Raw genomic sequence first — 13,830 nt, 5'->3', positions numbered from 1 at the left:
AGAGGAAACACTTATGGATCTGACAAGACGTAAAACCCTGCTGCTCGGCGCGGCACTCGGCGGCACCGCCTTCCTGCCGTCCCTTGCCTTTTCCGCCGGGGAAGGCCCGCAAAAGGGCGGCGTCGCCACCTTCGTCGCGGTCGGGGAGCCGACGACGCTGGTGCCGCTGCTCGAATCCAACACCCGCACGCGGGAAATCTCCACCAAGATCCTCGAAGGTCTGGTGCGGTTCGATGCCGAATTCAAGCCCGAGCCGGTGCTGGCGACGTCATGGTCTCTCTCCGAGGACGGGCTTCGCCATACGTTCAAGCTGCGTGAAGGTGTGAAATGGCACGATGGCAAGCCCTTCACCTCCGAAGACGTGAAGTTCTCGCTCCTCGCCTTCAAGAAAGTCGGTCCGCGCGGCCGCATCACCTTCGCCAATGTCGAGGATGTCGAGACGCCCGACCCGCTGACGGCGGTCGTCGTGCTGTCGAAACCGACACCCTACCTGCTGCGCGCATTGACCGGCGGCGAGACGCCCATTCTGGCCGCACACACCTACCCGTCGGACAATTACGGCGAAAGCCCGAACGGCAATGCGCCGGTCGGCACCGGTCCCTTCGTCTTCGAGGAATGGCAGCGCGGCAGCTATGTGAAGCTGAAGCGTAATCCTGATTACTGGCAGGAGGGGCTGCCGCATCTCGACGGCTATGTCGCCCGTTTCCTCGGCGATGCCGCCGCGGCCTCCATCGCGCTGGAGACCGGCGAGGCCGACTACAGCTTCGCCGTGGCGTTCGCCGATCTCGACCGCCTGCGCCAGAACCCGGACCTGGAGGTGGACGTCTATACCGACACCTATCTCAACAATGCCCAGGTTTTCGAATTCAACCTTGAAAACCCGATTCTGGCCAAGCAGGAGGTCCGCCACGCGCTGGCGCATGCGATCGACCGCCAGTTCATCATCGACAACGTCTTTTACGGCACGGCGAAAGCGGCCGGCTCCAATATCCCCGCGGTCTTTGCCGCCTATAACGACGAGGAACCGTTCCAATACGCGTTCGATCTCGACAAGGCCAACGAACTGCTCGACAAGGCAGGCCATCCGAAGGGCGCGGACGGAACGCGCTTCCCGCTCAGGCTCACCTTCATTCCGGGCGATACCTTCCGCAAGACCTCGGAATACATCAAGTCCTCCTTCGGCAAGCTGGGTGTCCGGGTCGATATTCTCGAAGGCGATCTCGCCACCTTCATCCGGCGCGTCTATACCGAGCGCGGTTTCGACATCAACCTGAACGGCATCAGCCGCCTGTTCGATCCGACCGCGGGCGTCCAGCGCCTCTATTGGTCCGACGGCATCAAAAACATCGCGCCCTATGTCAACGCCGCCCATTACGACAATCCGAAGGTGGACGATCTCTTCCGCGCCGCGGCCGTGGAAGTGGACGAGGAAAAGCGCGCCGCCCTGTTCAGGGACATCCAGAAGATCACCGGCGCGGAATTGCCCAATTTCTCGGTGGTGGCGCTGCCGAGCGTGGTCGTGCGCAACAGGCGTATCGAGAGGGTGGTGACGACCGCGGATGTCGGCTCCGGCGATCTGGCGACGGCGTGGAAGAAGAGCTGACCGGCCTTTCCCGGCTGTCATGCGAAGGCTCCGGCGCGGGAACCGCCGGGGCCTTTCGCGTTTCTGTTTCCGACCGCCTTCGTGACGAAATTATTCTTGGCGGATCGCGAAAAATAGTTGTCTGGCGAGAGGCGTTGCCACCGGGCAAGGTCTTTTGCGTGAGAGATCGCTTCACGATATCATGTTGGAGATCATGGCCAAGGATACGCTTTTTCTGATCGCCCCCGGCTTCGAGGATCCGAAGCATCCGGGCGTCCGTTTCGTCTGCCCCTATTGCAACCAGGTCGAGGGATTGCTGGCGAGCTTTCCCGAACTTGCCGCGCGGCTCGATATTCACCGCGTGGGCTTCCCGCGCCCGCGCGAGGCGGTGATTGCCGCCGTCGGCGAGGAAAATCAGGGGCTTCCGCTTCTGGTGTTCGCCGGCGATGCCCCGGAAGATGCCGCGTGGCACGGAGAGACGCGTTTCGTGCAGGACACGAAGCGGATTCTCGAACTTCTGGCCGAGCGTCACGGTTTTCCGCTGCTGCACTGAACATAACCGGAATCCGGGCCTGTTCCGATCCGAACGGCCGGTGCGTGTCCAGTCACGTGCGGCCCAGGTCCGGGCGCGGCGCCACGCTCGCGCCCGGACTGCACCAGAGCCGGGAAGCACATCCTCGATGTCTTCATCCATTCCGGGGGTGTCAGGCTGCTGCGCCGATCTTTCTGTCGCGGTCGCGCAGGAGGGTGAGAAGGAAATCGATTTCCGGCTGGCGCCGCCGCTCGGGGCTGGTCACGAGGTGATAGCGGCTCGCGGTCGGCTGCGGGGTGCCGAAGGGAGCCACCAGACGTCCGCTGTGCAGTTCGCCGAGCACGAGGGATTGCCTGAGCAGGGAAATGCCGTGGCCGGCCAGCGTCGCCTCGATCAGGACGGGCTGGTTGGAGAAGCGCGGGCCGGTGCGGGCCGGCCTGACGCCGATGGCGCAGGCGCGCAGCCAATTCGTCCATTCGAAGGCGGGGTCGTCGCCGCCGTCGCGCAGGGTCTCGACAGATGCGTCCCGCAGCCGCTCCGGCGCGCCGTAAAGGCCGTGGCGCCCGGCAAAGTCCGGCGTGCAGACCGCGATGGCGGCATCGTCGAACAGCGTTTCGCAGACGAAGCCGGCCACCGGTTCGGAAATGGCGACGATGGCGCCATCGGCATCGAAGCGCGCGGGATCGAAACGGCCTCCCTCCAGCGTCGAAATCGACAGTTCGACATCGGCAAGACCCTGCCGCAATCGTCCCAGCCGCGGCGCGAGCAGGCGAGCGGCGAAGGACGAATCGGCGACGAGGCTAAGGGTCGGCCTCGCGCCGACGCGGATCAGGCCGGAAATGCTTTCGACCATCGATTCGAAGGCGTCGGCCAGGCCGGGATAAAGGGCCGCTCCGGCCTCGGTCAGCGCCAGTTCGCCGCGCTGGCGGCTGAACAGCGTCTGGCCGAGATGGGTTTCGAGAATGCGCACCTGCTGGCCGATGGCTGCGGTCGAGACATGCAGTTCTTCCGCCGCGCGGGCGAAGCTCGCGTGCCGCGCCGTGACCACGAAAGCGCGCAGCGCGGTCAGCGGCGGCAGGCGCGAAAGCGTCGGCAGGCGGGGCTGGCCGCGGTTTCGCGCGGAAGTCAGGACATCCGTTCTCATGGCCGCGCCACCATCATCGTCAGAACACCCGGCCTTCCCGGAGATGGGTCGTGGTGCCGTTGAGATAGTAGTCGCCGATCACCCGCGCCTTGTGCAGCAGCGGATTGTGGTTGTAGACCGTGCGGATGTTGCGCCAGTGGCGGTCGAGATTGAGCGCGCGCGACGTGGTGGAGGCGCCGCCCAGTTCGTAGATGTTGGTCGCCACGTTCAGCGCAAGCTGCGAGGTGACGATCTGCGTGCGGGCCGTCGTCAGGGCGCTTTCGATCAGCGCCGCATCGATGGCCTCGGCATCGCCGGTTGCGAAGGCGTCGGCGGTCCGGTCGAGGGCGCGGGCCGCCTCGCGGATCAGCGTCACCACCGCGAAGGCCCCGGCGGACAGTTCTCCGACGAATTTCTGCACGAAGGGGTCCTGATTGGCGGTTTCGGCGCTGGAATGGGCAGTGGTGCGCGCCTGCTTCAGCACGTAGTCGATGCCCTCCTTCACCGCGCCCTGCACGGCGCCGGCGGCAGACGCGGCGAGATGAAGCTGCCGCAGCGTGGAAGTATGGCGGCCGATCTCCGAATTCAGGCGGCGGCTCGTCAGCTCGTGCGGCAGGACCTCGACATTGTCGAGGATGACGCCTCCGCTCGCGGTCAGGCGCTGGCCCATGCCGTCCCAGTCGTCGAGGATGGTGATGCCGTCGCGGTCGGCCGGGATCAGCACGCTCACCGGATCGCCATTGTCGTCCAGCGCGCTGAAAGTGGCGAAATCGGCAAACGCCGTGCCGGTGGCGTACCACTTGCGGCCGTTCAACCGGTAGCGGTCGCCGTCGCGGGAAAGCCGCGTGGTGATGTCGCCCGGCCGTTTCGTGCCCTGCTCGGTGTGGGCGCCGGCGAAGAGCTTGCCGGCCAGAACGCTTTCGAGATGACGGCGGTCCTCAAGCTCGATGGGAGCGAGCGCCAGGGTCTCGGTGAAGTTGAAGTGGCTGCGCAGCCCGTGGGGAATGTTGCTGTCGGCTTCGCCGAGGATCAGCAGCAGCTCGATATAGTCGGAAATCGTGCCGCCCGGACCGCCTTTCGAGGCGGGAATGCGCAGCGTGCCGAGCTTGGCCTCCTTGATCTTCCGGTAGATCTCCAGCGGCAATTCGCCCGTCAGGTCGCGCGCTGCGGCGTCCTTCGCTGCATCCGCTGCAATTTCGCGCGCGCGGACGAAAATCTCCTCGCGGCTCGGAACGGCGGTTCGGTCTGCGGTGGCGGTCTGGGCGACGGGGCTCGACATGACAGGGTTTTCCTCAAGACTATCGGTTGGGCCACCGGCGGCACGAAGAGCGCTGCCGGCGGCCGGATCGTTCGGGTTACGCCACCGCGCGCACGGCAGCGCCGGGCTGCGGCGCCGGGGCGGCATGGCGCGGCACGCGGCCTTCGACCGGGTGGCTCGGATCGTTGAATCCGGGGGTCGAGGGATGGCCGGTGGTGACGAGGCTGTCGACCAGCGCTTCGTCCTCGGCGTCCAGGCGGATATCGAGGGCACGGACATAGCTGTCCCAGTGCGCCTCGGTGCGCGGGCCGGTGATCGCGGCGGTCACGAGCTGGTTGTTCAGCACCCAGGCGAGCGCGAAGTCGGCGGCGGAAATGCCTTTCTTCGCCGCATGGGCGGCGACCTTCTGGGCGATCTCGACCGATTCCGGGCGCCATTCGGTTTCCAGAATGCGCTTGTCGCCGCGGCCGGCGCGGGTGTCGGCGGCCGGCTGTTCGCCCGGCTGGTACTTGGCCGTCAGCACGCCGCGGGCGAGCGGCGAATAGGAGACGACGCCGAGGCCGTAATGGTGGGCGGCGGGAAGCTGCTCGGCTTCGGCCGTGCGGTTGACGATATTGTAGAGCGGCTGGCTGGCGATGGGGCGGTCGATGCCGAGCTGGTCGGCCAGTTGCGCGACCTCGGCGATGCGCCAGCCGCGGAAATTCGACACGCCGAAGTAGCGCAGCTTGCCGGCGCGGATCAGATCGGCGATGGCGCGCACCGGCTCTTCCAGCGGCGCGTCGAAGACGGCGCGGTGGAAGTAGAGGATGTCGATATAATCCGTGTTGAGACGGCGCAGCGAGTTCTCGACCGTCTCGATCACCCACTTGCGCGAATGGCCGCCGAGGTTCGGGCCCTTGGTGTGGGAGTTCACGAACTTGGTGGCCAGCACCCAGTGGTCGCGGGTCGCCTTGATGCCGCGGCCGACGACTTCCTCCGACTTGCCGTTGTGGTAGACATCGGCCGTGTCGATGAAGTTGATGCCCTGCTCGCGGGCCTTGTCGATGATGCGGAAGGCCACGTCGTCGGGCGTCGGGCCGCCGAACATCATCGTTCCGAGATTGAGCGGCGACACCTTCAGCGCGCTGCGTCCGAGATAGCGGTATTCGACCATTGCTGTTGACTCCCTTGAATTTTCAGTTGGCGTGATGGCAGGCCACGACGTGGCTCTCGCCGAAATGTCGATACTCCGGCGCCTTCTCGCGACAGAGATCGGTCGCCAGCGGGCAGCGCGTATGGAAGCGACAGCCCGACGGCGGATTGTGGGGGCTGGGCAGATCGCCCGAGATCGGCGCGGCCTGCTTGCGCCGCGCCGGGTCCGGCACGGCGGCCAGCAGCGCGCGTGTATAGGGGTGCTTCGGCGCGGCCCAGAGGTCCGCGGTCGGCGCGCTCTCGACGATCTTGCCGAGATACATGACGAGCACGCGGTCCGAGAAATAGCGTACCACGGACAGGTCGTGCGACACGAAGAGATAGGACAGCGAAAGCCGGTTCTTCATCTCCACCAGCAGGTTGAGGATCTGCGCCTGGATGGAGAGGTCGAGCGCCGAGACCGGTTCGTCGCAGACCACCAGTTCCGGTTCGAGGATCAGCGCCCGGGCAATGCCGATGCGCTGGCGCTGGCCGCCGGAGAATTCGTGCGGGTAGCGGTCGAGCGCGTCCGGCGGCAGGCCCACCTGCGCGACGATCTGCTCGACGATCCGGCGGCGGCTCCTGTCGTCGCCGACGCCATGCACCTTGAGCGGCGCGGTCAGGATGGTCCTGACCGTCTGGCGCGGGTTGAGCGAGGCGAACGGGTCCTGGAAGATCATCTGGATGCGGCGGCGGATGCCGCGCAGATCCTTCGCCGGCATGGCGGTCACGTCGTCGCCCCGGAAGGTGATCCGGCCGGACGAGGGCTCGACGAGGCGCATCAGCGACTTGCCGAGCGAGGACTTGCCGCAGCCGGACTCGCCCACGAGTGCCACGGTCTCGCCCGCCTTGATCTCCAGCGACACGTCGTCGACGGCGCGAACCGTGCCGCGGCCGCCGGCATAGTGGGTGGAAAGATTATGCACCGACAAGAGCGTCACGGGAAACCTCACCGGAATGGGGAACGACGAAGGGGCAGGCCGCGTAGCGGCCCTCGGAAATCGGCCTAAGCGGTGGAACCGACTGGGCGCAGGAGGCGCGGGCCTGCGGACAGCGCGGGCGGAACGAACAGCCCTTTTCACCGGCCGAGGAGACGATGGAGCCGGGAATTTCGACCAGCGGCCCGTCGCGGTAATGCAGGCCGGCCCCGGCGCGCGGCGAGGCGGCAAGCAGACCGCGCGTATAGGGGTGGTAGGGGTGCTCGAACACCGGTTCGGGAAGGCCTTCCTCCACCTTGCGGCCGGCATACATGACCATCACGCGGTCTGCCCATTGCGCCACGATGCCGAGATCGTGCGTGATGAGCACGACGGCCATGTTCAGGTCGCGGCGCAGATTGTCGAGAAGCTGGAGGATCTGCGCCTGGATCGTCACGTCGAGCGCGGTGGTCGCCTCGTCTGCGATCAGCAGCTTCGGATTGCAGGCGACGCCGATGGCGATCATCACGCGCTGGCGCATGCCGCCCGAAAGCTGGTGCGGATAATCGTCGACGCGCCGGCCGGCTTCGGGAATGTTGACCAGTTCGAGCAGTTCGATGGCGCGCCTGCGGGCCTGATGCCGGTCGATCCTCTCATGGATGCGCAGGACCTCGACGATCTGTTCGCCGACGGTCAGGACCGGGTTGAGCGAAGTCATCGGCTCCTGGAAGATCATGCCGATATCGCGGCCGCGGATCGCGCGCCATTCGCGTTCGGAGAGTTTCAGGAGGCTGCGGCCGTCGAGCAGGATTTCGCCGCCCTTCTTCGCATGTGACGGCAGGAGGCCGATCAGGCCGAGCGCGGTCAGCGACTTGCCGGAGCCGCTTTCCCCGACGATGGCCAGCATCTCGCCGGGATGGACATCGAAGCTGACGCCCTTGACCGGTTGCGCCGCGCCGAAGGCGACGGAAAAGTCGCGGACTTCAATGAGGGCACTCATCGGCGTTCCTCCGAGAAGCGGGGATTTAGGGCGTCGTTCAGGCCGTCCGAAATGAGGTTCAGCGAGATGACGGTGAAGACGATGGCAAGGCCCGGAAGCGCCGTCAGATACCAGGCGGTGCGGATGACGTCGCGGCCGGAGCCGATCATGGAGCCCCAGGAGACGCGATTGGGATCGCCGAGACCCATGAAGGACAGGGCGGCTTCCATCAGGATCGCGCCGGCGACCATGACGGAGGAGGTGACGATGATCGGGGGCAGGGCGTTCGGCAAGATTTCCGCGAAGACGATGCGCGCATGGCCGTAACCGAGGCTGCGGGCGGCGAGCACGTAGTCCTTTTCTCGGATGGCGCGGAACTCGGCCCGGGTCAGGCGCGCGACCATCGGCCAGGTGATGATGCCGATGGCGGCCGTCACGGTGGTGACGGTGGGCTGGGCGATCGCGACGAGCACGACGAGCAGCACGAAATTCGGGAGCGTCTGGAAGATCTCGATCACCTTGACGAGGATGTCGTCGACGATGCCGCCGAAATAGCCGGCGAAGGCGCCGATGACGATGCCGATGGTCAGGCCGAGCACGGTGGCCGCGATGCCGACCGTCAGCGATATGCGGGCACCATGCACGATGCCGGCCAGCACGTCGCGGCCCATCGAATCGGTGCCGAGCGGATAGTCCGGGTTCTGGCCGGGCCAGAGGAAAGGGCGGCTTACCATTTCCAGCGGGTCGCCGGGATAGAGCAGCGGCGCGATCAGTGCCGTCACGATGACGGTGGCGAGGAAGAGCAGGCCGACGATGGCATTCGGGTTGGCGAGGAAGATCTTCACCTCGCGGCGCAGGCCGCGCTTGCGCACGCCATCGGTGCGGGCCGTCAGCGCATCGGGCGCGTGGACGTAGGGCCACTCCTTCTCCGCGTCGGGTTCTATCGCGCCGTCGGTGCGGGCGGTGATGTCCTTCTCTTCCGTTCTGGTGAGAGGAGGATGGGCGAAAGCGGTCGGATTGGACGTGTTCATCGGCTTTCTCCGATACGGGGGTCGAGCCAGGCCTGAAGCAGATCGACTGCGGCATTGACGAAGATCACCACCAGCGACGAGAGCAGCAGGATGCCGAGGAGCACGCTGAAATCGCGCGCCATCACCGCCTCGAAGGCGAGGCGGCCGAGGCCCGGCCAGCTGAAGACGGTTTCCACGACGACGGCGCCGCCGAGCAGGCCGCCGACATGCATGCCGGCCATCGTGGTGATGGGAATGAGCGCATTGCGCAGGATGTGGCGCAGGGTGAGTCGCAGCGGCGAAACGCCCTTGGCGCGCGCCGTGCGCACGTAATCCTGCGACTTCACCTCCAGCATCGCCGCGCGGGTCAGGCGGGCGTAGATGGCGAGATAGTAAAGCGCGAGGGAGAGGGCGGGCAGGATGATGTAGCGCGCCCGGTCGAGGAAGGCGTCGAAGCCCGTCAGTGAACTGCCGATGGTGGAATCGCCGCCGGACGGCAGCCAGCCGAGCTTCACCGAGAAGGTGAGGATCAGCATCAGGCCGATCCAGAAGCCCGGCACGGAATAGAAGATCAGCGAGCCGATGGAGATGATGCGATCGGGCAGCCTGCCGGAGAACAGTGCCATGATCGAGCCGAGGAAGACGCCGACCAAAATGGCGATGCCGAGCGCGGCGCCCATCAGCGCCAGGGTGCCCGGCAGGCGCTGGCCGATCAGCTCGGAGACGGGCATGCCGTAGCGCGGCGAATAGCCCAGGCTGAAATGGGCGAGGTTGTTCAGATAATTGTACAATTGCTGGAAGACGGGCAGGTCCAGCCCGAACCGCGACCGGATTTCCGCCATCGTTTCCACCGTCGCCGAACCGGCTTCGGCGGCCAGAACGTCGGCGGCGTCGCCCGGGGCGAGCTGCAACAGGAAGAAATTCAGTATGACGATGCCCAGCACCGTCGGTATCGCCTGAATGACGACGCGTCGCGCTCGCGACAAAATCCTTTTCGAGTTCGACATCGGCTCCGGCCACAGGTTGCGGGAAGGGGCGCCCGGCTCGTGCCAGCGCATTACTAGTTGACTATTTTTATAGAATTTGTCAAACGATAAGGGAATTTTTTTCCGAAAAATGCGAAATAATACAGGGATTTAGGAATATAATATTGTTATTGTGCCTAAATTTGGATATTTGATCTATTTTAGCGAATAACGAGGGTAGGAATTCCTAAGCCTGCGAGGATTTGAAGGAATTGCCGGGCCTGTCCCGGTGCGGAACAGAGAAAGGGAGTTTTCATGACTGCATTCCATACGACCCGCCGCGGCTTCCTGATGGCGTCGGTCGCTTTTGGAGCCGTTTCGGCCACGGGGCTGCGGGTGTCTTCGGCAACGCCGGCTCGCGGCGGCACGGCGACGCTGCTGATCGCATCCGAGCCGCCGGTGCTGACGACGATCGCCCATACCGCCTATAATTCGGTCTATGTCTCGTCCAAGGTGACGGAAGGTCTGCTGACCTACGATTTCGACCTCAACCCGCAGCCGCTTCTGGCGACCGCATGGGACATCAGCCCGGACGGCTTGCGCTACACCTTCACGCTGCGTCCGAACGTCAAGTGGCATGACGGCAAGCCGTTCACCTCCGCCGACGTCGCCTTTTCCATCCATACGCTGAAGGAGGTCCATCCGCGCGGGCGCAACACCTTCCTCAGCCTGACGGATGTCGAGACGCCGGACGAGTTGACGGCGGTTCTGGTGCTGTCGAAGCCGGCGCCCTACCTGATCACGGCCCTTGCGTCGGCGGAATCGCCCATCGTGCCGAAGCACATCTACGAGGGAACGAAGGTCACGGAAAACCCGACGAACCTCGCGCCGGTCGGCACCGGTCCCTTCCGGTTCAAGGAATGGGTGCGTGGCAGCCACATCGTCTATGAGCGAAACGAGGATTACTGGGATGCGCCGCGCCCCTATCTGGACAGCCTGATCGTTCGCTTCATTCCCGATTCCGCAGCCCGTTCGATCGCCATCGAAACCGGCGAAATCGACCTCGCGCCCTCCACGCCGGTTCCCTACAGCGATCTCGACCGTTTCAAGGCGCTGCCGCATATCGGCTTCGAAGAGCGCGGCTACCAGTACAACAACGGCGTCAGCCGCATCGAGTTCAACCTCGAACGGGATTTCTTCAAGGACGTGCGTGTGCGGCGGGCCTTCGCCCATGTCATCGACAGGAACGTGATCTTCAATACGGTCAATTACGGCTACGGCGCGCCGATTCCCGGCCCGATAAACCCGAAACTGACCAAATGGTATGTCGGCGACCTGAAGACCTACCTGATCGATCTCAAGGCGGCGGAAGCGCTGCTGGACGAGGCGGGTTACGAGCGCGGCTCCGATGGCATTCGGTTCAGGCTCAATCTCGACTACGTGCCGAGCGGCGAGGCCTATCCGCGCGGCGCCGACTACATCCGCCAGGCGCTCGCCAAGGTCGGCATCGAGGTGACGGTGCGCACCCAGGATTTCGCGACCTACACCAAGCGGATCTACACCGATCGCGATTTCGACTTCGCCTATGAGGGCATGAGCAACCTCTTCGATCCGACGGTCGGCGTGCAGCGTCTCTACTGGTCGAAGAATTTCAAGCCGGGCGTGCCCTTCTCCAACGGCGCCGCCTACAAAAACGACAAGGTGGATGCGCTGTTCGAGGCGTCGGCCATCGAACTCGACGATGCAAAGCGCGTGGCGCAGTGGAAGGAGATCCAGGAGATCCTTGTGGAGGATCTTCCGGCCATCGATATCGTCGCCGCGCCGGAAATCACCATCTACAACAAACGCATCGCCGATCACACCGTTACGGCGGAAGGCATCGGCGGCAGTCTGGCGCACGCCTATCTGGTGGCCTCCTGACCGCCGGCATTGACACCCGGCCGTCCTTGACGGCCCGAGCGAATGCCGGTCGGGGTCCTCCCGGACCGGCGCCCGTATCCGACGATGCGACCGATGCGCCGCATGTTTTTGCGAGGATGACAGGAATGGTCACGCCGCTTTCCGAAATCTGGTATACCCGCTGCCCGGTGCCGACGCCGGTGGGTCTGGCCGCCCAGCTCGGCTATCTCGAGCAGACCTTCGCCGAGGCCGGGGTCGCCCTGAAATCGATCATCGATTCACCCGACCGCGCGATCCGGGAGAGCCATTTCAACCATACGCTGGAGTGGTCGTTCCGCCACGGCGGCAACGTGCCGCCGATCCGCGCCCGCTCGGAAGGGCGCGACACGCGGCTGGTCGGCATCACCTGGACCGACGAGTTCCAGGCGATCATCACCTTGCCGGAGAGCGGCATACGCTCGCTGGTGGATCTGGCCGGGCGCCGCTTCGGCGTGCCGTGCCGTCCTGAAGGCATCGTGGATTTCATGCGCGCCACCGCGCTCAAGGGGCTGGTGTCGGCCCTGTCGCTCGAAGGGTTGAGCGTCAGTGACGTCGAACTGACGGATATCGTGCAGAAGCAGTCGGTGCTCGACACGCAGGAGGGGCCGTCCCTCTTCGGATTGAAGCGTCGCCAGGCCTATGGTGACGAGGTCGCGGCCCTGCTGCGCGGCGAGGTCGATGCCGTCTTCGTCAAGGGTACGGCGGGGATCGCCGCCGCCAACCTGATCGGTGCGGTTCAGGTCGCCGAGTTCGGCTTCCATCCCGATCCGAACATTCGCATCAATTCCGGTTCGCCGCGCGTTCTGACGGTGGATGCCCGTCTGGCCGAAGAGCGTCCCGATCTGGTCGAGCGGCTGGTGGCGGTCATCCGCAAGGCATCGCAATGGGCGGAACAGCATCCCGACGAGACACGCCGTTTCATCGCCCGCGAGTCCGGCGCGACGGAAGAACAGGTCCTTGCCGCCAACGGCCCGGAGGTTCACCGCCATCTTGGTATCGGGCTCGATCCGGACCTCGTGGCCGCCGTCGGCCACTACAAGGACTTCCTGCACGACTGGGGCTTTCTGGAGCGGAACTTCGACATCGATGCCTGGGTCGACCGCCGGCCCTACGATGCCATCGACCGGAGGGCGGTGGCATGAGCCCGGCGTCGTCAGCAGTCAGGATCGCCGTCAGCGAGCCGTCCGGCGATCCCGTCGCGCTCGCGCGGACGCTCGCCGCCGGATTTGCCGAAACGGCGCCGCATTTCGACCGGACCGGCGAATTCGCCTTCGCCAATTTCGAAGCCCTTTTCGGGGCCGGCCTTCTCGGTGCCGTCACTGCCCGGGAAGAGGGCGGCCTCGGCGGCCGTCTGGCGCTGGCGCAGCGGATCGTCTCGGAGATCGCGGCCGGTGATCCTTCCACGGCGCTCGTTCTGGCGATGCACTACGCCATTCACGGCGCCATTCGGCGTGGCGGTTGGCCGCCGGTGCTGGCCGCACGCGTTCTCGCCGCCAACCGCGAGGGGTCCGCGCTTATCAACAATGCGCAGGCGGAACCGGGCGTCGGCTCCCCGGCGCATGGCGGCCTGCCGGAAACCGTGGCGCGCATCGACGGCGATCACTGGGTCGTCGACGGACGCAAGAGCTTCGTCACCGGATTGCCGGGACTTAAATGGGCCGTCGTTCTCGCCTTGACGACCGAGGCGGCACCACGGCTGGTGCAGCTTCTCGTTCCGCTCGACGCGCCGGGCGTCGGCAGCGCCAAGGCCTGGGAAGCGACCGGCATGTATGCCACCGCCAGCGACGACCTGGTGCTCGAGGGCGTGCGGGTGCCCCTCGGCGATCTGATCGCCGAGCAGCCGGCCAGCGAGCCGCTGCGCCGCGACGAGGCGACCGGCAGTTCCTTCTTCACGCTGCTGGCGGCCGTGTACCACGGCGTCGCGGTTTCGGCGCGTGACGACCTCGTCCGGCATCTGACCAGCCATGTCCCCGCCAGTCTCGGCGCGCCGCTTTCGACGATCCCGCGCCTTCAGGAAGGACTGGGGCAGATCGAGGTGCTTCTGGCGACCAACGAGAGGCTCCTGAAATCCGTGGCCGGCGACATCGATGACGGCGTGGCCACGGTTGCCGATGCGCTTGCCGTTCGCCATGTCGTGATCGACAATGCCGTCGCCGTGACGGATCTGGCGCTCGATCTCGGCGGCAACCGCGGTTTGCGCCGCGATTACAATCTGGAGCGTCATCATCGTGACGCCATCACCGCTCGGGCGCATGCGCCGCAGAGCCACATGATCCGGTCCATTCTGGGGCGGGCGGCGATCGCCCGGCTGTCTGCGGCGCAGTCGTGACGAAAGGCCGGGAGCTTGCTCCCGGCC

Annotated in this window: 12 protein-coding genes; 5 read left to right on the top strand and 7 right to left on the bottom strand. The window is 65.5% G+C overall.

Annotated features, from left to right (window positions below):
- The first annotated feature begins 13 nt into the window (after positions 1-13).
- The gene (locus NOF55_RS21430; RefSeq protein ID WP_306413168.1) at positions 14-1,603 is read left to right on the top strand and encodes an ABC transporter substrate-binding protein; all 1,590 of its coding nucleotides are present in this window, start codon (positions 14-16) and stop codon (positions 1,601-1,603) included.
- 193 nt (positions 1,604-1,796) lie between these two features.
- On the top strand, positions 1,797-2,135 hold the full coding sequence (locus tag NOF55_RS21425) for a DUF3088 domain-containing protein (RefSeq protein ID WP_306413167.1): 339 nt from the start codon (positions 1,797-1,799) through the stop codon (positions 2,133-2,135).
- A 151-nt stretch (positions 2,136-2,286) separates the two neighbouring features.
- Here the strand turns inward: NOF55_RS21425 and NOF55_RS21420 are convergent, their stop codons facing one another.
- From NOF55_RS21420 to NOF55_RS21390, 7 genes are all read right to left on the bottom strand, one after another.
- Positions 2,287-3,258 (bottom strand): LysR substrate-binding domain-containing protein, encoded by a 972-nt coding sequence (locus NOF55_RS21420; protein WP_306413166.1) that lies wholly within the window; start codon positions 3,256-3,258, stop codon positions 2,287-2,289.
- Positions 3,259-3,277: 19 nt separating this feature from the next.
- The gene (locus tag NOF55_RS21415) at positions 3,278-4,516 is read right to left on the bottom strand and encodes an acyl-CoA dehydrogenase family protein (protein ID WP_306413165.1); all 1,239 of its coding nucleotides are present in this window, start codon (positions 4,514-4,516) and stop codon (positions 3,278-3,280) included.
- A gap of 76 nt (positions 4,517-4,592) precedes the next feature.
- Positions 4,593-5,648: an aldo/keto reductase gene (locus NOF55_RS21410; protein ID WP_306413164.1), complete on the bottom strand. Its 1,056-nt coding sequence runs from the start codon at positions 5,646-5,648 to the stop codon at positions 4,593-4,595.
- A gap of 22 nt (positions 5,649-5,670) precedes the next feature.
- A complete protein-coding gene (locus NOF55_RS21405; protein WP_306413163.1) occupies positions 5,671-6,606 on the bottom strand; it encodes an ABC transporter ATP-binding protein in 936 nt (311 codons plus the stop codon).
- Positions 6,584-7,582: an ABC transporter ATP-binding protein gene (locus NOF55_RS21400; RefSeq protein WP_306413162.1), complete on the bottom strand. Its 999-nt coding sequence runs from the start codon at positions 7,580-7,582 to the stop codon at positions 6,584-6,586. Before NOF55_RS21400 ends, NOF55_RS21405 begins: the two co-directional genes overlap by 23 nt.
- Positions 7,579-8,592 (bottom strand): ABC transporter permease, encoded by a 1,014-nt coding sequence (locus NOF55_RS21395; protein ID WP_306413161.1) that lies wholly within the window; start codon positions 8,590-8,592, stop codon positions 7,579-7,581. Before NOF55_RS21395 ends, NOF55_RS21400 begins: the two co-directional genes overlap by 4 nt.
- Positions 8,589-9,578, bottom strand: coding sequence for an ABC transporter permease (locus NOF55_RS21390; protein WP_306413160.1), 990 nt, complete (start codon positions 9,576-9,578; stop codon positions 8,589-8,591). The genes NOF55_RS21395 and NOF55_RS21390 overlap by 4 nt, the downstream gene beginning before the upstream one ends.
- A 273-nt stretch (positions 9,579-9,851) precedes the next feature.
- Between NOF55_RS21390 and NOF55_RS21385 the strand changes: the two genes are divergently transcribed.
- The 3 genes from NOF55_RS21385 (at position 9,852) to NOF55_RS21375 (ending at position 13,803) form a co-directional block, all read left to right on the top strand.
- Positions 9,852-11,456 carry an ABC transporter substrate-binding protein gene (locus NOF55_RS21385; RefSeq protein ID WP_306413159.1) on the top strand — a complete coding sequence of 535 codons (1,605 nt, stop codon included), beginning with the start codon at positions 9,852-9,854 and terminating at the stop codon, positions 11,454-11,456.
- A gap of 125 nt (positions 11,457-11,581) precedes the next feature.
- Positions 11,582-12,616, top strand: a complete 1,035-nt coding sequence (locus tag NOF55_RS21380) for an ABC transporter substrate-binding protein (protein WP_306413158.1) — start codon at positions 11,582-11,584, stop codon at positions 12,614-12,616.
- Complete coding sequence (locus NOF55_RS21375; protein ID WP_306413157.1) at positions 12,613-13,803, top strand: acyl-CoA dehydrogenase family protein; 1,191 nt, start codon at positions 12,613-12,615, stop codon at positions 13,801-13,803. Before NOF55_RS21380 ends, NOF55_RS21375 begins: the two co-directional genes overlap by 4 nt.
- Positions 13,804-13,830: the final 27 nt, after the last annotated feature.

Origin of the sequence: Ectorhizobium quercum (assembly GCF_026552795.1) — a bacterium.
Classification (GTDB): Bacteria; Pseudomonadota; Alphaproteobacteria; order Rhizobiales; family Rhizobiaceae; genus Ectorhizobium; species Ectorhizobium quercum.
The sequence above is the reverse complement of the archived record's forward strand: the minus strand, read 5'-3'. Positions and strand labels throughout refer to the sequence as shown.